Raw genomic sequence first — 23,025 nt, forward strand, 5'->3', positions numbered from 1 at the left:
CACCCTGCCCTGTGCCATAGGAGGGGTGTCATGGGCGGGAACGGTCAACCCAGCAGCGGCTCCACCATCATTCCGTGCCTGCGCTACCGCGACGCGCAGGCCGCCATCGACTGGCTGCAGCGCGCCTTCGGTTTTCACGTCCAGGCGGTGTATGCCGACGGCGATACCGTGTTCCATGCGCAGCTGACATATGGCAACGGCATGATCATGCTTGGTTCGAGCAGCAGTAGTGGCGAATGGTCCAAGCTGGCGGTGATGCCGGACGAGGTCGGCGGACGCCAGACCCAGAGTGCCTGCGTGATCGTCACCGATGTCGATGCGCACTATGCCCGGGCCAAGTCTGCCGGCGCGCGCATCGTCATCGACATCGCCGACCAGGCCTACGGCGGCCGTGGCTATGCCTGCGCCGATCCGGAAGGCTACCTGTGGTGGTTCGGCAGCTACGATCCGTGGCGCGCGGACCACGGCCAATGACCGCAACTGCCAGCCAGGCGGCGATCCGCTGCGGCATCGGCGGCTGGGTGTTTCCCGAATGGCGCGGCGGTGTGTTCTATCCAGCGGGCCTGCCGCAGCGCGAGGAACTGGCCCACGCCAGCCGCGCCCTGCGCTGCATCGAGATCAACGGCACGTTCTATCGCACGCCAACGGCGGCCCAGTGCGCACAATGGGCCGCACAGACACCCGACGGTTTCCGCTTCTCGATGAAGGCGCCGCGCTACCTGGTGCAGCGCCGCGACCTGTCCAGCACGGTGGAGGCCGCCGCACCGTTCCTTGAGGCGGCACTCGCGCTCGGTGACCGGCTCGGCCCGTTGCTGTGGCAGTTCGATCCGCGCCACCCCGCCGATGCTGAAGCGCTCGGGGCTCTGATGGGGCAATTGCCGCATCAGCTGGAGGGCGTTCCGCTGCAGCACGCGCTGGAGGTGCGCAACGCCGAGGCACATGGCCCGGCGCTGGTCGCTGCCGCGCGCCGACACAATGTCGCGCTGGTGATCGAGGACAGCGACGAGGCGCCCCTGCACGGTGATGTCAGTGCCGGCTTCGTCTACGCCAGGATCAAGCGCAGCCAGGCCCGCTTGAACGAGGGCTTGCCGGCACCCGTGCAGCAGCGCTGGGCCGAACGCGCGCTCCACTGGTCACGCGGCGAACCGGTGGACGACCTGCCCTGCCTGTCCGGGCCGGCACCGTCAGAGCCGCGCGAGGTCTACCTGCTGTGCATCGGCGCGGGCAAGGCACGCAACCCGGCCGCGGCGATGGCCCTGCAGCGGCGGGTAGATGGGGCCAGCAATTCCTCACGCGGATAGCGCTGCGGTCATCGCCTTGCCTCACAATAGGCCGATGAGCACACCCGACACCCGCAAAGCGCTGTGGCAGATCCATTTCTGTGTCCTGCTGTGGGGCGTCACCGCCATCCTCGGCAAGCTGATCACCCTGCCGGCGCTGCCGCTGGTGTGGTGGCGCATGCTGCTGGTGACGGCGATGCTGGCCCTGCTGCCGCGGGTCTGGCGTGGATTGCGCACGCTGCCCCTGCGGCTGGTGGCGGGCTACGCCGGCATCGGCGCGTTGGTCGCGCTGCACTGGCTGACGTTCTACGGTGCGGTGAAGCTGGCCAATGCCTCGGTAGCCGCCACCTGCATCGCGCTGGCGCCAGTGTTCACCTCGATCATCGAACCCTGGGTGGCCAAGCGGCCGTTCCAGCTGCGTGAACTCGCCTTCGGCCTGGCCGTGCTGCCGGGTGTCGCACTGGTGGTCGGTGGCGTGCCCGATGGCATGCGCCTGGGTGTGTTGATCGGTGCGATCTCGGCGCTGCTGGTGGCGGTATTCGGCTCGCTCAACAAGCGCATGGTCAGCCATGCGGATCCGCTCACGGTCACCGCACTGGAACTGGGTGCGGGCACCCTCACCCTGACCCTGCTGGCACCGCTGATGCCGTACCTGCTGCCAGCGCTGGCCAGCCCGCTGTGGGTGGTCCCGGACCTGCACGACGGCATCCTGCTGCTGGTGCTGGCCGGGTTCTGCACGCTGCTGCCGTTCGCCCTGGCCCTGGTCGCACTGCGCCATCTGAGCGCCTACACGGTGCAGCTGGTGACCAACCTGGAGCCGGTCTATGCGGTGGTGCTGGCGGTGGTGCTGCTGCGCGAGCAGCACGAAGTCACCCCATGGTTCTACCTGGGCGTGGCGATCATCGTCGGTGCCGTATTCCTGCATCCACTGCTGAACCGTCGCAAGCCGATGCAGCACCCGGAGATCCTCGGTACGGCCGAGGCGCGCAACATCGCCGATTGAGTGCATCCACGCATGGCGTGGATCTATCGGGCGTGGATCGCCGTATCAACGCTGCGGCCAATGCCATGCCGGGGCATCCAGCAGGCCCTGCCCGCTGAGCAATGTGCGGCCCCGTTCCTTGTGCAGGTGCAGCGAATGGCAACCCGGTGCCTGTTCCAGCGCCGCGATCAGTCGGCTGGCATGTGACACCACCCATACCTGGCTGCGTGCACTGGCCGCGATGATCAGCCGCGCCAGTGCCGGCAGCAGGTCTGGATGCAGGCTGGTCTCCGGCTCGTTGAGCACCAGCAGCGGCGGCGGACGCGGCGTGTGCAGCGCAGCGGCCAGCAGCAGGAAGCGCAGCGTGCCGTCGGAGAGTTCGGCCATCGACAATGGCCGCAGCAGCCCCGGCTGGTGGAAGCGCAATGCCAACCGGCCATCCAGCGGCTCGAAGCTGACCGTGGCACCCGGGAACGCATCGTCGACACTGCGCGCCAGTGCGCCCGGATCTCCGATCTCGAGAATGGTCACCCACGCTGCGGCCAGATCGCGACCATCGTGATGCAGCACCGGCGTGCGTGTGGCCATTGCCGGCTGTCGCGCCGGAGCATCGGCATCACTTCGGAAATGATCGTAGAAGCGCCAGCGACGGATGTACTCTCGCAGCGCGATGGTTTCCGGCATGCGCTGCGGGTCGCCCACCTGGGTGAACAGGCTGTCGAACAGTGACAAGCGATCGTCGACCAGATCCCAGCCACGCCCATGGCGTTGCCGCACCATCGCCCCGCGCCGGTCGACCAGCAGGTTGGCGCTGCGCAGGAACGGGCCCGCCCAGATCGCCTCGGCCTTGATCTGCGGGTCCAGCGCGAAGGCGGAGCGGCTGGGCGGCGGGTAGCCCAGATCGATGGCGTAGCCGAATTCGTCGGTGGTGAAGCCCAGCTTCAGTCCCACCGATTCCTGTCGGGGGCCGCCCTGCAATGGGATTTCGCCGGCAGTGACCCGGCGGTCCATTTTTTCCGGGCCCGCCCACAGCGCCGAAGCGAGGCCGCCTTCGCGGGCCAGTACCGCCGCGACGCCGCCCTGTGCGGTCTCCGCCAGCAGGCGCAGCGCGCGGTACAGGCTGGACTTGCCACTGCCGTTGTCGCCGGTGACTACGTTCAACTGCTGCAGCGGCAGTACCAGCCCATGCAGTGAGCGATAGTGGGCGATGGCCAGGGTCTGCAGCATGGTTGTGTCCGTTGGAACAGGAACGGCATATTCGCCGGGCGCAATCGCACAGGCCGCGACACGGCGTTACCCAATCGGCAAAAGCATCCACGCATGGCGTGGATCTACTGCATGCAGGGCTCAGCCCGCCCGTTCCACCCGGTTGCGGCCATTGCCCTTGGCGCGGTACAGCGCCTTGTCGGCGCGCGCCAGCGTGTCATCCACGCTTTCACCCGGCTGGTGCTGGGCCACACCAATACTGATCGTGACCGGAAATCCCAGCGGAAGGGCTGCCACAGCCAGGCGCAGGAACTCGCACTGCAGTTCGGCCGTGTGCAGGTCGGTGCCCGGCATCACCGCCACGAACTCTTCGCCGCCATAGCGCGCGGCCATGCCACGGCCGGCAAAGTGCGAGCGCAGCAGCACGCCCAGCTCGGCCAGCACCCGGTCGCCGGTGGCGTGGCCCTGGAAGTCGTTGATGTGCTTGAAATGGTCGATGTCCAGCAGCGCGACACAGGCCAGTCCAGGTTGCCCATCGATCTCCGCCATCGCCTCTTCCAGCGCTGCCGCCATCGCGCGACGGTTCGGCAGGCCGGTCAATGCATCGGTGCGGCTCTGCTCGGCCAGGTCGGCATTCTGCGCCAGCAGCACGTCCTGGTACTCCGACAGCAGGCGCTCGTAGTCATCACGCTCCAGCATGTGTTTCTGGATGTCGAGCGCGAAGCGGCGCAGTTCCATCACCAGCATCACCTGCCGCGACAGCGCGGCCAGCGCTTCGGCCTTGTCGCTGGGCAGGCGCTGCGGTTGCGCATCGAATACGCACAGCGTGCCCAGTGGCAGGCCATCGGAACTGATCAAGGGTGCACCGGCATAGAAGCGGATGTGCGGGTCGCCGGTCACCACCGGGTTGTCGTGGAAGCGGATGTCCTGCAATGCATCCTCCACCACCATGATTTCCTGCGGCTGCAGGATGGCGTGGCCACACATCGATTCGCTGCGCAGGTTCTCCGCCGCGTCGATACCCTGGATCGATTTGAACCACTGCCGTTCGACGTCGATCAGGGTCACCGCCGCCATCGAGGTACCGCAGACCGCCCTGGCGATCGCCACCAGGTCGTCGAATGACTTCTCGCGCTGCGAATCAAGGATCCGGTAGCGGTACAGCGCCTCGAGCCGAAGAGCTTCGTTGGCAGGCTTGTCGGGCTTGATCATGCAGCGTCAGGTTCCGGCAGGTCACTTCGGAGTCTAGCTGATGCAGAACCGGGTCCATGCTCGGCTCTGCACCTATCGGTTTACCAGTCCAGCTGCTTCGGCAGCAGGCCCTGCAGTTCCTGCTCGGTCAGGTTGCGCCACTGGCCTGGCTTCAGCGCGCCAATCTTGATGTTGTCGATGCGCACGCGGCGCAGCTGGGTCACCCGATAGCCGAACTCAGCCGCCATCAGGCGGATCTGCCGGTTCAGGCCCTGCTGCAGCGTGATGCGGAAACCGAACTTGGCGATGCGCGAGGTCTTGCACGGCAGCGTCATCTGGTCGTGGATGCGAACGCCACGGGCCATGCCGCGCAGGAATTCATCGGTGACCGGCTTGTTCACCGCCACCAGGTATTCCTTCTGGTGGCCGTTCTCGGCACGCAGGATCTGGTTGACGATGTCGCCGTTGCTGGTCATCAGGATCAGCCCCTCCGATTCCTTGTCCAGGCGGCCGATCGGGAAAATGCGCTGTTCGTGGCCGACGAAATCGACGATGTTGCCCTTGACCGACGTCTCGGTCGTGCAGGTGACGCCGACCGGCTTGTTCAGCGCGATGTAGACGTGGCGACGGGCACCAGGCTTGCGGGCCACGCGCGCGCGCAGCGGCTGGCCGTCGACCAGCACCTGGTCTTCCTCGCCCACCACCGCGCCGGTGCCGGCCGGATGGCCGTTGACGGTGACCCGGCGGGCAGCGATCAGGCGATCGGCCTCGCGGCGGGAGCAGAAGCCGGTGTCGGCGATATGTTTGTTGAGTCGGGTGGTCATCGGTCCATTATCCGGCATCGCCGCCCGCTGCGCTTCATGCCGGGGCCGGCGGATCGAGTTCTTCACCGTCGAACACCCGGTCGCGGCCCGCACGCTTGGCCACGTACATGGCGTGGTCAGCCCGGCGCAACAGCGCAGCCAGGTCGTCCTCGCCCGGCCGCCACTGCGCCAGGCCGATGCTGGCGGTCACCTCCAGGCCCGGCACCTGCAGCGCCCGGCCCGCTTCGGTGATGTGCTGGCGCAGGCGATCCAGGCGTGCCGACGCCGCCTCGCGCGGCATGCCCGGCATCAGCAGCAGGAACTCCTCGCCGCCCATCCGCACCACCTGGTCCTGGCTGCGCACCGCCGCACGCAGTGCACGTGCCACCGCCACCAGCACCTGGTCGCCTACGGCGTGGCCATGGCGGTCATTGATGTCCTTGAACAGGTCGATGTCGAGGAAGCCGATCACCAGCGGACCACCTTCGCGTTCGACCCGTTCCAGCTGCCGTGCCAGCTGCTGCAGCCCGGCACGGCGGTTGGGCAGCCCGGTCAGGCCATCGGTTTCGGCCAGCTGGCGCAGCTCATCGCGCTGCTGGCGCAGGCGGCCCAGCCGCTGGTTCAGCGCATAGGCGGCCATCATCAGCAGCCAGGTCACCGACAGCTGCAGCGCCTCCACGCGGTACTCCAGCAACCACGCAGCGCGGCAGGCGTCAGCCAGGATCAACACCAGCATCGGCGCCAGCGCCGCCAACCCGGCCTGCGCCCAGCGGTCACCGCGCAGCCGCGCCCACACCCCGACCATCAATGCCAGGCCACAGCCCAGCAGGTAGGACACCTGCAGGCCCTGCGCCACCCAGCCCAGGCTGTCCCACTGCAGCCAGGGCACCCATGCGGCCAGCACCAGCAATCCCCATAGCGCCAGCAGTTGCACCGGGCGCGAACGCGGCAGCAGGCGGTCCCCGCCGTTCAGACGCCACAGCGCCGGCAGCACCAATGCCTGGGACGCGGCGGTCAATGCCAGCAGCCACCAGGCACCGCGCTCGCCCACCGGCAGCCACGGCTCCGGGTAGCCGCTGAGGCCACCAAGGATGGCCTGCCACAGCACCAGCACGGTGGTACCGGCGATGTAGACCAGGAAGCTGCGGTCGCGGGTAGTGAGGAAGGCCATCAGCGCCGACAACGCCAATGCGATCGCCACGGCGATGCAGGCCGCACGCACCAGCAGGCGAGCGGTATCGTTCTGCTGTGCGGGGCTGGGCGCCCCCAACCGCAGGGTCGGTACCCAGCGCGCCTTCAGCGGCGTCTGCCATGACACCAGGAATGGTTCATGGCTGCCCGCCGGCGGTACCGCGACCAGGCCGATGCCTGCGCGGAACCGTGAATCACGGGTACGGGCATCATGCATGTTGCCGCAGATTTCGCGATCCCCATGCTGCACGCGCACTTCGCCAGCGAACACATTGAACACGTCCAGTGCCTGCGGCTGGCCCGACCAGCCGCCGGCGGGCGCGGCCACCTGCACCTGCTGCCGTGGCCCCTGCAGCATCTCCGGCGTGCAGCCGCGATGCGGGGTGGGTTCATCGGTGGCTGCACCGACCAGCAGGTAATCGCGCCCGGCTTCGGCCACAGCGGCCCACAGCGGCCACGGCGTTGCCAACCACACCAGCAGCACGACCAGCACCGCTCCTGTTCCGTACTGCCACTGCCTGCCGCCCACGCCACGTCCTGTTCCTGCTTACGCCCGCGCCCGCTGCGCGTCGCCCCTGCCGGGCATTATCGCAGCCGCGGCTGCAGCGCACGTGTAGACCAAAGTCGCCGACAGGCGTTCAGCCAGCCGCCGGAGGCCCCTTCACCGCCACCAGGCGGACCGGCCTCAGGTCACTCAGGGTCATCCGTTCCAGCGGCTGCGGCCGCTCGACCGCATAGCCCTGCAGGCCCTGCACGCCGAGCCGGGTCAGCGCGGCGGCGACTTCGGCGGTCTCCACCCATTCGGCCACCACCTCCATCTGCAGTTCGCGCCCCAGTTCACTGATCGCGCGCACGGTGGCGTGGCTGACCGGATCGGTATCCATGTCGCGCACGAAGGCACCGTCGATCTTCAGGATGTCGGCCGGCAGCTGGCGCAGGTAGCCAAACGAGGACAGTCCGGAGCCGAAATCGTCCAACGCCATCCGGCAGCCACGCGCCTTCACCGCATCGATGAAGGCACGCGCCTGGCTGAGGTTGCTGATCGCAGCGGTCTCGGTGATTTCGAAGCACAGCTTGGAGGCCACTGCGCGGTTGCGCTCCAGCAGGTCGCAGACGAAGGCGAGGAAGCCTGGCTCGGCGATCGACTGCGCCGAGACGTTGACGTTGCACAGGCCCAGCTGCCGGACGTGCGCCGGGCACACCTGCAGATGCCGGAACAGCAGGCCCAGCACATGCCGGTCCAGCGCCACGGCCATGCCATAACGCTCCACCGCCGGCATGAACTGGCCCGGCAGGTGCAGGCTGCCATCGCTGCCGCGCATGCGCACCAGCACCTCATAGTGCAGGTACGCGGGATCGCCAACGCGGGCAATGCGCTGCGCATACAGCACCATGCGGTTCTCGGCCATGGCCAGGCTGACGCCCTGCAGGCGTTCGGCTTCCCGGCGCCGTTCCTCCAGCGCCATGCGGTTTTCGTTGAAGCAGTGCACGCGGTTGCGCCCGGCCTGCTTGGCCGCATAGCAGGCGCTGTCGGCGGCGCTCATCAGCCAGTTCACATCCGGTGCCTCGGCGCTGACCTCGACCACGCCGATGCTGCAGCTCAACTGCGGGCTGCCCTCGCTGACCGGGAACGTGGCCTGGCCCAAGTGGCGGATCACCCGCTGCAGCACGCGCTTGGCCTCGTCCTGCCCGGCATGGGCAAGGAACACCGCGAACTCGTCCGCACCCAGCCGGCCCACCCAGTCGCCATCGCGCACTGCCGCCACCAGGTAGTCGGCGAAGCTGCGCAGCATCTGGTCGCCGGCGGCGTGGCCGAAGCTGTCGTTGACCAGCTTGAAATGGTCCAGGTTGATGTAGCACAGCGCGTGCGTGCCGCCCTCGCTGCGCACCTGCAACAGCGCGCGTTCCAGCAGCCGCTCGATCTCCCGGCGGTTGATCAGGCCGGTCAGCGGATCATGGCTGGCGTGGTGCTCGATCTCGCGCGCCAATGCATGGTTCTGGCTGACGTCCTCGATGATTGCGAACACCGACAGGCCACCGCCGGTGCTGCGCACGCCGGTGCCACTCCAGCGGCCCCAGACCAGGCTGCCGTCGCGACGGCGGAAGCGCAGTTCGCTCGGTCGCAGCTGGCGGTCCCAATCGATGCGCCCCACCCCATCGATGACCAGCTCGCCATCCATCAGCAGGTCCCCCAGCGACAGCTGCAGCAGCATGTCACGACGGTGATCGAGGATATCGGCCATCGCCTGGTTGGCCTCGACCACCTTGCCTTCGGCATCGAGCTTGAGCATGCCAACGTTGGCCTGGTAGAACGCAGCGCGGAAACGGCTCTCGTGTTCTGTCAGATCCTTGCCCACGCGCCGCGCCAGCGCGACCGCCATCAGGCTGATCGCCAGCACCGACAGGCCCGCAACCATCAACGTGGCCAGCCTCACCAGCGTCGCCATCCGCAACAGCGCCTGCGAGAACGCCTGGCTCTGTACCTGCATCCGCCGGTCGAGGTCGCGCAGCTGTTGCAGGTATTGGTCACGTACGGCGATCGGCACCGGGCCACCGTCATGCCGCAGCTGCAACTCATCGATCAGGCGCTGCACGGCCATCAGGTCACCGTCGGTCTTCCGCCACAGCGCGGTCGCCTCGCGGAAGGCACCGATGTCGCGTGCATAGCGGAACGAGAACACCAGCCGCGGGATATCGGCGCGCGCATTGCCGCCCTGCAGGAATCCCTGCCTGGCTTTGGCTTCGTCCGGCTCGCCCTGTTCCAGCGCCAGCCGCGCCTGCAGATCACCCAATGGCACCTGCAGCGCCCTGCGTGCATCGTCCAGGTCCTGCGCATCGCCGCGCGCAAGATAGCGGCTGAGCGCAGCGGTCGCATCCTGCTGCCCCCGTGACCAGTAGCCCTGGCCGGCAATCCAGGCGGTGGAGGCCGCCTGCAGTTCCTGGATCAATGCGGACAGCGCAACCAACCCGATCGCCATGCCCGTCAACAACGCAAAGCGCAATCCCAGCCCACGGGTCATCGGCACCCGCCGGCTCTGCTGGTCCGTGCCACTTCTACCCATCCCGGATCCCCCCGAATGTGCTGCGGTGACAACCTCCCTGGAACCGGCCCAGCCTATGACCGGCAATGTGTGGGCCATGCGAAAAAGGGGACGGAGGGGATTAAGTCGTTTCCGGCATAAGCGCATGGCCTGCCATATACGACTTAATCCCCTCCGTCCCCTTTTTCTCGCCAGCCCGGAGGCTGGCGTTGTTCTGGACGGCTGCGGGTGCGGATCAGTAGCTGCGCGGGCCGCGCGGCTTGAAGCCATCGCGACGCGGCGGGCGGCTGTCGCGGTCACCGCCGCGGTCGCCACCGTGGCCACCTGGACCGCCCGGGCCACCGCGACGCGGGCCACCCGGGCCGCCCGGACCACGCTTGTCGAAGCGCGGCTTGAACGGACGCGGGGCCGGGTTGGTGTCTTCACCCGGGGCCAGCGCACGCATCTGCAACTGCTGGCCCGACACCCAGACCTTCTGCAGGTGCGACAGCACGTCCGGCGGCATCTGTGCCGGCAGGTCCAGCAGCGAGAAGTCATCGTGGATGTCGATGCGGCCGATGAAGCGGCTTTCCAGGCCGGCTTCGTTGGCGATGGCGCCGACGATGTTGGCCGGCTTCACGCCGTGCTGGTGGCCAACCGAAATGCGGTAGGTCTCCATGCCCTGCTCCGGCGCACCACGCGGCGGAACCTCGCGGCGCGGACGCTGCTCGAAACCACCTTCGGCGTCATCGCGGCGCGGGCCACGCTCGAAGCGCGGACCACGCTCGTTGCGGTCGAAGCGATCGCCACGTTCCGGGCGGTCACCACGGTCGAAGCGTTCGCGCGGTGCGCGCTCTTCACGCGGGGCACGCACCGGCGGCTGCAGCAGGAACGGGGTGTCACCCTGCAGCATCTTGGCCAGTGCGGCAGCCACTTCAATGGCCGGCACGTTCTGCTCGCTCTCGAAACGCTCCAGCAGCTGGCGGTAGAAATCCAGGCCGCCAGCGCCAAGGGTTTCGCTGATGCGCGAGGTGAACTTGTTGATGCGGGTGTCGTTGACCGCTTCCACGCTCGGCAGCTGCATCTCTTCGATCGGCTGGCGGGTGGCGCGCTCGATCTGGCGCAGCATGCCCTTCTCGCGCGGGGTGGCGAACAGGATCGCCTCGCCGCTGCGGCCGGCACGGCCGGTACGGCCGATGCGGTGCACGTAGCTTTCGGTGTCGTACGGGATGTCGTAGTTCAGCACGTGGCTGATGCGCTCCACGTCCAGGCCGCGGGCGGCCACGTCGGTGGCAACCAGGATGTCCAGCTTGCCTTCCTTCAGCATGGCGATGGTGCGCTCACGCTGGGCCTGCTGCATGTCGCCGTTGATGGCGGCAGCGGCCAGGCCACGGGCCTGCAGCTTGCTGGCCAGTTCTTCGGTGCCGGCCTTGGTGCGCGCGAAGATGATCATCGCGTCGAACGGCTCGACTTCCAGGATGCGGGTCAGCGCGTCCAGCTTGTGCATGCCGCTCACCCACCAGTAGCGCTGGCGGATGTTGGCCGAGGTGGTGGTCTTGGCCGCGATGGTCACTTCCACCGGGTCCTGCAGGTAGGTCTGCGCGATGCGGCGGATCTGCGGCGGCATGGTGGCCGAGAACAGGGCTACCTGGCGCTGCTCCGGCAGCTTCTTCAGCACGGCTTCGACGTCGTCGATGAAGCCCATGCGCAGCATTTCATCGGCTTCGTCCAGCACCAGCGTCTTCAGCTCGGACAGGTCCAGGGTGCTGCGGTCCAGGTGATCGATCACGCGGCCGGGAGTACCGACCACGATGTGCACGCCACGGCGCAGCGCCGACAGCTGCTGGCCGTAGGGCTGGCCACCGTACACCGGGAGCACGCGGAAGCCCGGGATCTTCGACGAATAGGACTGGAACGCCTCGGCGACCTGGATGGCCAGTTCGCGGGTCGGCGCCAGGATCAGAGCCTGGGGCTTGATCTGCTGCAGGTCGATGTTGGACAGTACCGGCAGCGCAAACGCAGCGGTCTTGCCGGTACCGGTCTGCGCCTGGCCCAGCACGTCGCGGCCTTCCAGCATCGCCGGGATGGTGGCGGCCTGGATCGGCGACGGAGTTTCGTAGCCAATGGCGGTGACCGCCTGCATCACGGGCTCGGACAGGCCGAGCTGCGCAAACTGCAGCGGCGCTTGGGAATCTTGGGACATGGGGAACTCCGAAGGCACTGCCGTCTTCCTGGCAGTGCGATAAAAAAGGGATGGTCCGCGCTTTGGGCGCCCTTCTTATCGCGTGCCCTGGCGCTGCTCGGTCGGAGGAGATTTCACTCGCTCAGAGCGGAATGATACCGCATTGATCCTGAACAACGCATACAGCTTTCCGTGCGCGTGCCGTCCTGCCCCGTGCTGGCGCACAATACGCGCCCTCTTTCCGGTCCGGCCGCTGGCCTGCCCTCTTCCCAGGAACCCCGCTCCATGCAGATTCTCGAATTCGACCTCGACGGTGACTACGTCGAACTCAAGCAGCTGCTCAAGCTGGCCGACCTGGTCACCAGTGGCGGCGAGGCCAAGATGGTCATCAGCGAGGGGCAGGTGCGGGTCGACGGCGAAGTCGAACTGCGCAAGGCCTGCAAGATCCGCGCAGGCCAGGTGGTCGAATTCGCCGACAGCCAGATCCGCGTGCTGGCTGCCGGCTGATCTGAAGCTGTTCAGGCCACGCGCTGGGTCAGGTGCGAGGCAATCAGCTGCCTGAACGGTGCCACGCCCTGCGCCAGGCGCAGGCCGGCCGCGCGCAGCAGGCGCGCCGGGCGGCGGTCGTCGGTATACAGGCTGGCGATCGCATTGGTGGCTTCGTACAACGGACGCGACGCCAGCCGATGACCGCGCTGGTAGCTGGCCAGCATGCCGGCGGCGGCAATGTCGGCGCCACGGCGCTGTTGCGCGACGATGCCCTGCGCCAGCCGCTGTGCGCTGGCCAGGCCCAGATTGAAGCCATGCGCCGTGACCGGATGCATGCCCACTGCGGCATCGCCGATCAGCGCCGAACGCTCGCCGACGAAACGATGCGCGTACACCCCCACCAGCGGATACGCCTGCGGCGTGGCCACCGGCTGCATCCGGCCCAGGCGGTGCTCGAAGCAGGCACTGATGGCTTCACCGAAGGCCACCTCGTCCATCGCCAGCAGTTCTTCGATCTGCCGCGGCGGCAGCGTGATCACCGCCGATGCCTGGCCCTCGTTGAGCGGCAGCAGCGCCATCGTGCGGCCGTAGCCGAACCACTCCCACGCGGTGTGATGATGGTCGCGCTCGACCTGCATGCGGCACACCAGCATCGACTTGCCGAAGTCGCGCATCTGCGCACCGATGCCGAGCATGCGGCGGGTGGCGGAGAAGCGGCTGTCGGCAGCCACCAGCAGCCGCGCGTGCAGTTGGCTGCCGTCATCGAGCTTGACCACGTGGCCCTGCGCATCCTGCACGCCCAGCACCTTGCGCCCGTCGAACAGTTCCAGGCCGTCCTGGCCCTGCACGGCATCCCAGGCAGCGCGGCGGATCAGATGATTGGGCACCAGCCAACCCAGTGGCTGGCCATCGACCTGGCTGCTGGCGAAGGTCAGCGCGAATGGCGAGCCGCCGTTCATCACCTTGGCATCGCGCAGCTCAGCGACTTCTGCCTGCGGCAGGCGCTGCCACAACCCCAGCTGTTCCATGCTCTGCCGCGAGGCATGGGTCAGCGCGATCTCGCGGCCATCGAAGGCGGCCTCGGCCAGGGCCTGGCGCGGCTGAACTTCGACCAGCCCGACCTGCAACCCGCTGCCGGCCAGCGCGCGCGCGAAGCACAGGCCTGCCGGTCCGGCGCCGACCACCACCACGTCCATCCTGCGCATGCGCGCCTCCTGCCGTTGATTCAGTCCGGGCCAGCATAGCGCCACGCACCTGACCGGCCTTGATCTGGATCAGGCCCGGATCACAACAACGCGAACACCAGCGCCAGGATCGACAGCAGCGACACCAGCCATACCAGGCTGCGCACATAGGGCACGCCTGCGGCATACAGTGGCAGATAGGCCACGCGCGCCCAGAAGTAGGCCTGCGCGGCCAGCGCTGTGGTGTCGTTGCTGCGCCCGGCCACGACCACTGCGATGGCGGCGGCGGCGAAGAACGGGAAGGTTTCCAGGAAGTTGGACTGGGCCCGCTGCAGGCGACCGGCCAGTGGACTGAGCGGCTTGGCCTCGCCATCACGCGCCGAGGCATTCCACTTCATCCCGCGCTCGCGGGTGACCACGGTGGAGGTGGCGAAGATATAGGCGAAGCCCAGCAGCACCGACCAGGCCAGCATCGTCAGTTCAGTTGCCATCGTTCTTCTCCTCAGGGGGCCGACGCACGCAGGCTGTAACCGGCCAGGCGCCACACCTGGTCCTCGTCGAAACGGAACGAAACCAGCTCGCGTACCGGTTGTGCACTGTTGGCGAAGCGGGTCGGGAAGCTGACGTTGATGTACAGCCCTTCCGGCACTGCGGCACCGGCGCTGTACTTGACCCGGGTGATGGTTGGTTGGCCACGCCCGGCAAGTGCCCCCAGGCGCGTGCGCTCGGTGGCCAGCTGACTGACGAAGGCCGCCTTCGGTACCGCACGGCGCGCGACGGCCGAAGCGCCATCCCACAATTCGCCGGCGCGGTTGGCATCGACCAGCTGCGCTGCCTTCATTGCGGCCGCGCCCATTTCCGCATCCTGCTTCTGCACCTGGGCCTGCTGTGCAGCGGTCAACGCGGGGGTACCGGCGGTAGCGGGCTTCGCGGCCGCCGGCGAGGCGGGGGCCGGGCGTGCCGGGGCCGGTGCAGGCGTGGCCGGGGCAGGTGCCTGCGCCAATGCGGTTACGGGCAGCAGGGACAGCAGCAGGAGCACGCGCTTCATGGACACCGCCGGTTCTAGGGAAAGAACCGCAGTCTACGCCAGCGCCGTGAGCCGTTCGTCAGCGCGCGTTGGGGCTGCTTTCCACCGCTGCGGCATCGGCCTGCGCAGAAGGCGTGCCGGTGTCTGCCGGCGCCTGCTCGGCCACCGGCGGCGGCTCGGACGGAGCCGGTGGCAGCGTCGCCACATCGATCTCCGACAGCGGGCTTTCTTCCGGGCACACCGCATCCGGGAAACCGTAGCGCTGCTTCAGGGCCTGGCCGCAGCTGTTGATCGCTTCCATATCGGCGCCTTCGCGCTTGCACTGCTGGTCGAAAGCGATCAGGAAAGCGTCCTTGCGCTGCACGAAATCATCACCGCAGGCACGCATCTGCTTGATCCGTTCCAGATCGTCCTGCACCGCGTTGGTGCCATCCAGGCCGTACTGGCGCAACTCGTCCGGCGTCAGCAGGCGCAGGCTGCGGTTCGGCACGGTCATCATCAGATCGGCCACGCCCACCGCCACGCCATTGCGCTGCAGGTAGTCCTTCACGTTGTCGTAGACCTCGTGCAGCTCGCGGTTGAGCTCGGCGCGCGAAGTGGCCTTGGAGCTGATGCGCATCATGCGGTGGATGCCGACCTTGCCCGACAGCAGTCGATTGTCACCTGCGGCCAGCACGAACACGCAGGCGCTGTGGCAGATCGCGCCCTCGCGCACCCAGATGGTCCAGCCCGATTCACCGATGCTGTCACCGGCAACGATCGCCGATTCCACCTGGCCACCGCTGGAATCCAGATCGAGGATGCGCTTGTGGATCTTCTGTTCATCGGCGACCACCGCCAGCCGCCACATCATTTCGGCGAAGCCCGGGTTGATCTTGCCGGCGTAACGCACGCGCATCAGGCCACGCTCGGCGCACGGTGCCAGGGCCTGGCTGATCTGCTCGCGCTGCAGGCCTTCCAGCTCGACACCGTCGCCGGCATCGCCCGCATATTCCGTGCTGCAGCTGATCCACGCACGACCATTTTCCAGCTGCGCCTGCGGCCATGGCCGATCCGCCCGGCTGCGCGGCGGTGCCGGCGGCGGTGGCGCGTCGGCGGCATTGATTGAGACCATGTTCTCGCCATCACTGGCCGGCGCCCGCGCCGCCTTGTCGGCAGCGGTCACATTGCCCGGATTCTCCAGCTGACTGCAGCCCGCCAGGGCCAGGCACAACAGGGGCAACCAGCGGAATTTGGCGGACATCGGGCAACCGGGATTGATGGGAGCAAGGCCCACAGTCTACCCGTCCAGGCCGCGCATTCAGCGCGTGGCACTGAACCCCTTCTGACCCATGGGGAAGCGTGTCGACCAAGGACGACACCCACCAGCACCAGAGCGTGCCGACCAACGGTCGGCACCCACCAACTGCAGCGACCAACTGTCAGAGGTGGGGGCGATGTGGGCTGGCAGGACCGTTGGCGCCATGGATGGCGCCATCGAGCCCCCATGGACGGGTTTACGGCGTGTCCTGCCAGCCCACACCGCCCCGCCATCCCACGGACTGCCAGCTTTTGATTGAGACGTTGACGGTGACGTTGACGTTGCGGGTGCAGGGCTGCAAGCCCTGCCAGTACCCTCTCCAGCATCCATGTCCGAATGTGGCGAGTATTGCCACCCGCACCCGCCTAGACTGGCGCCATGGACACCGCCCTCGCCCTCGACACCGCCGCCTGTGACCGCGCCCGCCTGGCCCGCGACGCACGCTTCGACGGCGTGTTCTTCACCGCCGTGCGCAGCACTGGCATCTATTGCCGTCCGGTGTGCCCGGCGCCGCCACCCAAGCCGCGCAACATCACCTACTACCCGACCGCCGCCGCTGCCGCCGCCGCCGGCTATCGCCCGTGCCTGCGCTGCCGCCCGGAACTGGCACCCCAGGCACAACAGGCACTGGCCGGGCAGACCGTGCAGCGCGCCCTGGCCTTGATCCACGGCGGCTTCCTGCAGGAGCAGCCGGTAGCCGCTCTTGCAACGAAGCTTGGTCTCAGTGCGCGCCAGCTGCAGCGTCTGTTCGTCGAGCACCTGGGCGCGACGCCCGGGCAGATCCATGCCACCCATCGCCTGCTGCTGGCCAAGCAGCTGCTGACTGAAACCACCCTCGCGGTGACCGACGTCGCACTGGCCGCCGGCTACAACAGCCTGCGCCGTTTCAATACCGCGTTCCTGCAGGGCTGCGGCATGGCGCCCACCGCACTGCGCCGCCAGCATCAACCGCTGGCCGCCGACGATGGCGGCCTGGTGCTGCGCCTGGGCTACCGGCCACCGCTGGACTTCCCGCGCATGCTGGCTTTCCTGCGCAAGCGCAGCCTGCCCGGCATCGAACTGATCGGCGAGGACAGCTACCAGCGCGTGCTCGGTACGCCGGAGCGCCCCACCCTGCTGCGCGTCACTGCGGACCCGAAGCGACCGGAGCTTCGCCTGCAGCTGGGCGCGGTGGATCCGCGCCTGATCCCGGACATCGTGCGCCGCGTGCGTCGCGTATTCGATCTGGATGCCGACCTGCAGCAGGTCCACGCCGCGCTGCATGAAGAACCATTGCTCGCGCGTGGCATCGCCGAGCGCCCGGGGCTGCGCGTGCCCGGTGGCTGGGATGGCTTCGAGGTCGGCGTGCGCGCCGTGCTCGGCCAGCAGGTCACTGTTGCCGCAGCCACCACCTTCGCGCGACGGCTGGTCGATGCCTATGGCGCGCACCTGCCGGGCATGCCGTCCGACTTCGATCGCCAGTTCCCGGCACCCGAGGTATTGGCCGAGGCGCCCCTGGAAGCGATCGGCCTGCCGCGCAGCCGCGCCGCCACCGTGCGTGCATTGGCCACCGCCTGCGCCAACGGCCAGCTCGACTTCGGGCCCGGCCAGGCGCTGGAAGAATTTGTTGCCCGCTGCGTTGCACTGCCCGGCATCGGCCCATGGACCGCGCAGTACATCGCCCTGCGCGGACTCGGCCAGCCCGACGCCTTCCCGGCCGGCGATCTTGTGCTGCAGCAAGTCCTCGGCCACGCGCAGGGCCAGCGCCTGAACGAACGTGCAACCGAAGCGCGCTCGCAACCGTGGCGCCCGTGGCGCGCCTATGCCGTGCTGCACCTGTGGCACCTGTCCGGCACTTTCGTTGGAGAACCGACATGACCCTGTTGTTCGATCGTTTCGACAGCCCGATCGGCGTGTTGACCATCGCCGGTGACGAGCATGGTCTTTCGCATGTGCTGTTCCCCGAGAACCGCCACCCCGCGCGCGGGCGCGATGGCTGGCACTACGCACCGGATGCATTGCCGCAGGCGCGCGAACAGCTGCTGCAGTTCCTGCACGGTGAGCGCAGCCACTTTGAATTGGAGCTGGTACCCCGTGGCACGCCATTCCAGCTGCGCGTCTGGCAGGCGCTGGCGCTGATTCCGTTCGGCCAGACCTGGAGCTACCTGCAGCTGGCCCAGCACCTGGGGCAACCCAGTGCAACCCGCGCGGTAGGTGCAGCCAACGGCCGCAATCCGTTGCCGATCATCCTGCCCTGCCATCGCGTGATCGGCAGCAACGGCGCGCTGACCGGCTTCGGTGGCGGCCTGGAAACCAAGGCTGCGCTGCTGCGGCTGGAACAACGCCAGGCCCCGCTGTTCGCCTGAGAGGGCCGGCCGGGCGGCGCCCGGCACCCGCAGAGGCAACAGCAACGACAACAGCCGAAACAACAGCACCATTCCGTGGGATGGCGTGGTGGGTCCACGCCATGCGTGGATGGAAGCATCAGGAACATGTCCGGGGAAAAGCCCCTTCTTGATGAAGGGCGCGCGCGGACAGGCGCGGGGATCAGGAAAAACGCGCGGACACGCTGCGCCCTTCGGCGCAAAGTGTCTCGGCTTGGTCATTGCAGCGGATTATCATAAGCAGATGACTTCCGTACGCCTGACCTGCGCGCTGGCGCTGCTGCTGCCATTGGCTGCCTGCACCACTGCGCCCGCCCCTACCGCCTCCGTTCCCACGTCCGTCGCTGCGGCTGCACCACCGAAGTTGCTGCTGATCTCCATCGACGGCCTGCGCGCCGATGCGCTGGACCGTGGGCTGACCCCGAACCTGCAGCGGATGATCGACGGCGGCGTGCGCGCCCGCTGGATGACGCCGTCCTATCCTTCCCTGACCTTCCCCAACCACTACACGATCGTGACCGGCCTGCGTCCGGACCACCACGGCATCGTCAATAACAGCATGGACGACGCCGCCCTCGGCCGGTTCGAACTGAGCAACCGTGAGGCGGTGACCGACAGCCGCTGGTGGGGCGGCGAACCCATCTGGGTCGGCGCGGAAAACGCGGGGGTGCGCACCGCCACTACGTCGTGGCCGGGCAGCGAATCGGAAATCCGCGGCGTGCGCCCGAGCCAGTGGCGCGTTTACGACGGCAAGGAACCGCTGGAACAACGCGCGGGCATCGTGCTGGACTGGCTTGCACAGACCGACGCCGACGCCCCCCGCCTGACCACGCTGTACATGGAGCACGTGGACAAGGCGGGGCACAACCATGGCCCCGAGTCGAAGCAGTACGCCGACGCGATCGCACGCGCCGATCTTATCGTCGGCCAGGTGCTCGATGGGCTGCAGCAACGCGGCCTGGCCGCCACCACCAACGTGATCGTGGTCTCCGACCATGGCATGGCATCGGTGCCGGAAAACCAGGTGATTTCCATCGAATCGATGGTCGATCCGGCCATCGCACGCACTGTCAGCCAAGGCCAGTCGGTGGGCTTCGCGCCAGTGCCCGGTCGTGAGGCGGAGGCTGAACGTGCCCTGCTCGGCCGCCACGCGCACTACGAGTGCTGGAAGAAGGAAAACCTGCCGGCTCGCTTGCACTACGGCACCCATCCGCGCATTCCGGCCATCATCTGCAACATGGATGAAGGCTGGGACGCACTGCACCAGCAGAAGCTGGCCAAGCGCATCCATCAGGACCGGGGCTCGCACGGTTATGACAATGCCCTGCCGTCGATGCGCGCAGTATTCGTGGCCAGCGGCCCGTCGTTCCGCCAGGGCCTGGTGATCGACGGATTCGACAATGTCGACGTCTACCCGCTGCTGGCCCACCTGCTGCAGGTGCCGGCCGCGCCGAACGACGGCAATGCGGAGACGCTGAAGAAGACGCTGCGCTGATCCGTTTGTAGAGCCAGGCCCACGCTCGGCGCGCCGGACAGGCATAAAAAAACGCGGCGCCACGCGCCGCGTTTTCCTTGGACCGGTCGGTCAGCCCGATCAGGCCTTGGCGACGGTCTTCTTCGCCACAGCCTTCTTCGCCGGAGCCTTGGCCACGGTCTTCTTGGCAACCGGGGCGGCGGCGCCTACGGCGACCTTGCTCACGGTGTGCGAACGGGCGTTGCCGTAGCTGGCGTTGTAGCGCTTGCCCTTGGCGGTCTTGCGGTCACCCTTACCCATGTCTTCAACTCCTCAAGTGTGAAATCTGGTTACCCCGTACTGACACGGGTTCGGCGGGGCCGCCTTGCTGGGCGCCCCCGCGCACGATCGGAAATCCTACCACGGCGCACCTAGTGCGCGCAGCTGGCGTCGTGCACGTGGCCGTGGTTGAGGCGCAGGTTGACCAGATGGGCAACGCCCACCAGCAGGCCGCCGATGGTCATCACCACCGCATGGGGCACCGCGTTGTGATGCAGCGGGTCGTACAGCACACCGGCCCACAACGCGACTAGGCCGGGGATCAGGAAGCCCAGCGCGCGCAGCGCACCGTGACGGCGGTAGCCCCACACCAGGCTGAACAGCCCAAGCAGGGTCACGAACACCACCAGCGCCTGTTCCACGCCATCGCTCAGCCAGAACGACAGCCCCAGCGACGGCGCCGCCGCCAGCAGCACGGGGATCACCGCGCAATGCACGGCGCACAGCATCGAACCAGTGGCACCGAAACGGTCGAGCAGGTGGCGCAGGCGTGAGGACAGGGACATGACTTCCAGCAGGGTCGGCGAATCGTTATGGAATAATATAACATCCCTCTCCGACCCGCACGGTTTCCCTCCCCCTGTCCCATCGACGGGATTCGTGCGCCCCGTGATTGATACATTATAACAAAGGACCCGTCCATGCCCGCCCACACCCCACGGCTCAAGCCGCATTCCCTGGCACTGGCCCTGGCCACCCTGCTGCCATCCGTCGCCCTTGCAGCCGGCCAGGACACCTCCCATCGTGACCGCCACCTGACCGAGCTGTCGTCGGTGCAGGTCACCGCATCGCCGCTGCAGGGCGATGCCGAATCGCTGGCGCGCCCGGTGGACGTGCTGGCCGGTGAGCGCCTGGACGAGCAGAAGGCCGGCACCCTCGGCGATACCGTGGCCAAGCTGCCCGGCGTGCAGAGCACCTTCTTCGGCCCCGGCGTCGGCCGCCCGATCATCCGCGGCCAGGAAGGCCCGCGCGTGGCCGTGCTGTCCAACGGCATGGGCAACATGGACGCCTCCACGGTCAGCGCCGACCACGCCACCAGCATCGAGCCGTTCCTGGCCGACCAGATCGAAGTGCTGAAGGGTCCGGCCACGCTGCTGTTCGGCAGCGGCGCCATTGGTGGTGCGGTCAATGTGGTCGATGGCCGCATCGCGCGCGAGCTGCCGGAGCGCCCACTCAGCGGCCGCGCCGAGCTGCGCGGCAATTCGGTGAACAATGAGCGCAGCGGCATGTTCCGCCTCGACGGCGTCAGCGGCAATGTCGTGCTGCATGTGGATGGCCTGGTCCGCAACGGCGACGACTACCGCATTCCCGGGTACGCGGTGATCGACAGCCTTGAAGATCATCATGAGCACGATCACGACCATGATCACGATGCGGCAGAGGGCGAAGAACCGCGCCGGGGCCGTCTGGACAACAGCTCGATCCGCACCCGCGCCGGCGGCGTCGGCGCAACGTGGCTGGGCGAAGGCGGCTACTTCGGTGTGTCGGCCAGCACCTACCGCACCAACTACGGCATTCCCAATGGTGCACACGTGCACGCCGACGGTGATGATCATGGCCATGACCACGATCACGATCACGACCATGGCGATGAAGAGGAAGGCGGCGACGAGCATGACGTGCGCATCGACATGGTGCAGAACCGCTTCGAGACCAAGGCCGGCATCTACAACCCGGTCTCGTTCCTGAAGAACATCAACGCACGCGTGGCCTACACCGACTATGAGCACGTGGAGCTGGAGGCCGGCACGCCGTCCACCCGCTTCACCAACCGTGGCATCGAAGCGCGCCTGGAAGCCGTGCAGCAGCAGATCGGCGGCTGGGACGGTGCCTTCGGCCTGCAGTTCGGCAACAGCGATTTCGGTGCCAAGGGCGAAGAGGCGTTCGTACCGGATACCGGCACGAAGAACATCGGCCTGTTCGTGCTGCAGGAAAAGCAGTTCGGCCCCTTCAAGCTGGAACTCGGCGGCCGCCACGACCAGGTCAAGCTGGACCCGACCGGCGACTACCGCCGCCGCACGTTCGGCGCCACCAATCTGTCTGCCGCCGGTATCTGGAAGCTCAACGATGCCGTTGACCTGCGCATCGGCGTGGACAGCTCCGAGCGTGCACCGACCAACGAAGAGCTGTACGCCGCTGGCGCGCACATCGCCACCCGCTCGTTGGAAATCGGCGACACCAACCTGAAGACCGAGCGCGGCCAGCGCGTGGAACTGGGTATCCACACCCACAGCGAGCGCCTGGACTTCTCCGCGTCGATCTACCAGACCAGGTTCAAGGACTTCATCTACCTGGCCGACACCGGCGTCACCGAGGGCCTGCCGGTCCGCGCCTGGACCCAGCAGGACGCGGTGTTCCGCGGTGCCGAGGCTGAAGCACTGGTGCACCTGTTCGAGGGTGGCGCCGGTGACTGGGATCTGCGCCTGTTCGGCGACTACGTGAAGGCCAAGCTGGATGGCAGCGGCAGCCGCGACCTGGACATTGCCGTGCCGCATGGCGACCACAACCACAACTACACGGTGGAGCTGGCCAACACCGGCTACCTGCCGCGCATCGCTCCGGCCCGTGTCGGTGCCGACCTGCGCTGGTCGAAGGATGGCTGGCGCGCCTCGGTCGGTGCGGTGCGTTACAGCCGCCAGAAGGATGTCGCCCAGAACGAAGCCCCGAGCGATGGCTACACCCTGGTCGACGCGCATCTGGCCTACCGCTGGGATCGCAACGCGAGCAACAGCTACGAGGTGTTCCTGGATGGCAGCAACCTGACCAACCGCGAAGTGCGCCCGCATACCTCGCTGCTGCGCGACTACTCGCCGCTGCCGGGCCGTGGTGTCGCATTCGGCATCCGCGCGTTCTTCTGATCGCTCACGGCAGGGTCGGATCCCTTTCCCACTGGAAAGGGCCCGGCCCCTCCTGCATCCACGCAGGACGTGGGTCTACCTGCCACTCCTTCCACACGTACCCAGCAGCGGGGGCCTTCGGGCCCCCGTTTTCATTTCAACCGATGCCATCACACAC

The 23,025-nt window shown here is 67.6% G+C and carries 20 protein-coding genes; 8 read left to right on the forward strand and 12 right to left on the reverse strand.

Annotation, left to right across the window (positions count from 1 at the left end):
• The first annotated feature begins 30 nt into the window (after positions 1 to 30).
• Genes V3B30_RS06985 through V3B30_RS06995 form a run of 3 tightly spaced genes read left to right on the forward strand, consistent with a single transcriptional unit; the run spans position 31 to position 2,283 of the window.
• On the forward strand, positions 31 to 474 hold the full coding sequence (locus tag V3B30_RS06985) for a VOC family protein (protein ID WP_262084518.1): 444 nt from the start codon (positions 31 to 33) through the stop codon (positions 472 to 474).
• The gene (locus tag V3B30_RS06990; RefSeq protein WP_262084519.1) at positions 471 to 1,301 is read left to right on the forward strand and encodes a DUF72 domain-containing protein; all 831 of its coding nucleotides are present in this window, start codon (positions 471 to 473) and stop codon (positions 1,299 to 1,301) included. The genes V3B30_RS06985 and V3B30_RS06990 overlap by 4 nt, the downstream gene beginning before the upstream one ends.
• Before the next feature lie 34 nt (positions 1,302 to 1,335).
• Positions 1,336 to 2,283, forward strand: a complete 948-nt coding sequence (locus V3B30_RS06995) for a DMT family transporter (RefSeq protein ID WP_100471731.1) — start codon at positions 1,336 to 1,338, stop codon at positions 2,281 to 2,283.
• A gap of 45 nt (positions 2,284 to 2,328) precedes the next feature.
• Here V3B30_RS06995 and V3B30_RS07000 read toward each other — a convergent pair whose 3' ends face one another.
• From V3B30_RS07000 to V3B30_RS07025, 6 genes are all read right to left on the reverse strand, one after another.
• Entirely contained in the window at positions 2,329 to 3,489 is a 1,161-nt protein-coding gene (locus V3B30_RS07000) for an AAA family ATPase (RefSeq protein ID WP_262084520.1), read from the reverse strand.
• A gap of 120 nt (positions 3,490 to 3,609) precedes the next feature.
• A complete protein-coding gene (locus V3B30_RS07005) occupies positions 3,610 to 4,680 on the reverse strand; it encodes a sensor domain-containing diguanylate cyclase (RefSeq protein ID WP_262084521.1) in 1,071 nt (356 codons plus the stop codon).
• A gap of 80 nt (positions 4,681 to 4,760) precedes the next feature.
• A complete protein-coding gene (locus V3B30_RS07010; protein ID WP_005408708.1) occupies positions 4,761 to 5,483 on the reverse strand; it encodes a pseudouridine synthase in 723 nt (240 codons plus the stop codon).
• Positions 5,484 to 5,517: 34 nt separating this feature from the next.
• Positions 5,518 to 7,182, reverse strand: a complete 1,665-nt coding sequence (locus tag V3B30_RS07015) for a GGDEF domain-containing protein (protein ID WP_262084522.1) — start codon at positions 7,180 to 7,182, stop codon at positions 5,518 to 5,520.
• A gap of 109 nt (positions 7,183 to 7,291) precedes the next feature.
• Positions 7,292 to 9,715, reverse strand: a complete 2,424-nt coding sequence (locus tag V3B30_RS07020; RefSeq protein ID WP_262084523.1) for an EAL domain-containing protein — start codon at positions 9,713 to 9,715, stop codon at positions 7,292 to 7,294.
• A gap of 214 nt (positions 9,716 to 9,929) precedes the next feature.
• Positions 9,930 to 11,876: a DEAD/DEAH box helicase gene (locus V3B30_RS07025; protein WP_100471727.1), complete on the reverse strand. Its 1,947-nt coding sequence runs from the start codon at positions 11,874 to 11,876 to the stop codon at positions 9,930 to 9,932.
• Between the two features lie 264 nt (positions 11,877 to 12,140).
• Here V3B30_RS07025 and V3B30_RS07030 point away from each other — a divergent pair, with 264 nt between their 5' ends.
• Positions 12,141 to 12,362, forward strand: a complete 222-nt coding sequence (locus tag V3B30_RS07030) for an RNA-binding S4 domain-containing protein (protein ID WP_014036469.1) — start codon at positions 12,141 to 12,143, stop codon at positions 12,360 to 12,362.
• Between the two features lie 11 nt (positions 12,363 to 12,373).
• Here the strand turns inward: V3B30_RS07030 and ubiM are convergent, their stop codons facing one another.
• The 4 genes from ubiM to V3B30_RS07050 form a co-directional block, all read right to left on the reverse strand.
• Positions 12,374 to 13,549 carry a 5-demethoxyubiquinol-8 5-hydroxylase UbiM gene (gene ubiM / locus V3B30_RS07035; protein WP_262084524.1) on the reverse strand — a complete coding sequence of 392 codons (1,176 nt, stop codon included), beginning with the start codon at positions 13,547 to 13,549 and terminating at the stop codon, positions 12,374 to 12,376.
• A gap of 80 nt (positions 13,550 to 13,629) precedes the next feature.
• Positions 13,630 to 14,019 carry an MAPEG family protein gene (locus tag V3B30_RS07040; protein ID WP_100471725.1) on the reverse strand — a complete coding sequence of 130 codons (390 nt, stop codon included), beginning with the start codon at positions 14,017 to 14,019 and terminating at the stop codon, positions 13,630 to 13,632.
• An 11-nt stretch (positions 14,020 to 14,030) separates the two neighbouring features.
• Positions 14,031 to 14,576 (reverse strand): DUF4019 domain-containing protein, encoded by a 546-nt coding sequence (locus V3B30_RS07045; RefSeq protein ID WP_100471724.1) that lies wholly within the window; start codon positions 14,574 to 14,576, stop codon positions 14,031 to 14,033.
• A gap of 58 nt (positions 14,577 to 14,634) precedes the next feature.
• On the reverse strand, positions 14,635 to 15,798 hold the full coding sequence (locus tag V3B30_RS07050) for a hypothetical protein (protein WP_100471723.1): 1,164 nt from the start codon (positions 15,796 to 15,798) through the stop codon (positions 14,635 to 14,637).
• 435 nt (positions 15,799 to 16,233) lie between these two features.
• On the opposite strand from V3B30_RS07050, the gene V3B30_RS07055 reads away from it, so the two are divergent.
• The 3 genes from V3B30_RS07055 to V3B30_RS07065 all read left to right on the forward strand — a co-directional run bounded on the left by V3B30_RS07055 (position 16,234) and on the right by V3B30_RS07065 (position 19,713).
• Positions 16,234 to 17,712 carry an AlkA N-terminal domain-containing protein gene (locus tag V3B30_RS07055; RefSeq protein WP_329809643.1) on the forward strand — a complete coding sequence of 493 codons (1,479 nt, stop codon included), beginning with the start codon at positions 16,234 to 16,236 and terminating at the stop codon, positions 17,710 to 17,712.
• A complete protein-coding gene (locus V3B30_RS07060; RefSeq protein WP_262084526.1) occupies positions 17,709 to 18,200 on the forward strand; it encodes a methylated-DNA--[protein]-cysteine S-methyltransferase in 492 nt (163 codons plus the stop codon). The genes V3B30_RS07055 and V3B30_RS07060 overlap by 4 nt, the downstream gene beginning before the upstream one ends.
• 262 nt (positions 18,201 to 18,462) lie before the next feature.
• Complete coding sequence (locus V3B30_RS07065) at positions 18,463 to 19,713, forward strand: ectonucleotide pyrophosphatase/phosphodiesterase (RefSeq protein WP_100471720.1); 1,251 nt, start codon at positions 18,463 to 18,465, stop codon at positions 19,711 to 19,713.
• 99 nt (positions 19,714 to 19,812) lie between these two features.
• On the opposite strand, the gene V3B30_RS07070 is transcribed toward V3B30_RS07065, so the two are convergent.
• A complete protein-coding gene (locus tag V3B30_RS07070) occupies positions 19,813 to 19,992 on the reverse strand; it encodes a 30S ribosomal protein THX (RefSeq protein WP_100471719.1) in 180 nt (59 codons plus the stop codon).
• 110 nt (positions 19,993 to 20,102) lie between these two features.
• Entirely contained in the window at positions 20,103 to 20,516 is a 414-nt protein-coding gene (locus V3B30_RS07075; protein WP_008264835.1) for a MerC domain-containing protein, read from the reverse strand.
• A gap of 135 nt (positions 20,517 to 20,651) precedes the next feature.
• Here V3B30_RS07075 and V3B30_RS07080 point away from each other — a divergent pair, with 135 nt between their 5' ends.
• Positions 20,652 to 22,868: a TonB-dependent receptor gene (locus V3B30_RS07080; protein ID WP_262084527.1), complete on the forward strand. Its 2,217-nt coding sequence runs from the start codon at positions 20,652 to 20,654 to the stop codon at positions 22,866 to 22,868.
• Positions 22,869 to 23,025: the final 157 nt, after the last annotated feature.

The organism is Stenotrophomonas sp. SMYL41 (assembly GCF_036319965.1).
GTDB lineage: Bacteria > Pseudomonadota > Gammaproteobacteria > Xanthomonadales > Xanthomonadaceae > Stenotrophomonas > Stenotrophomonas maltophilia_R.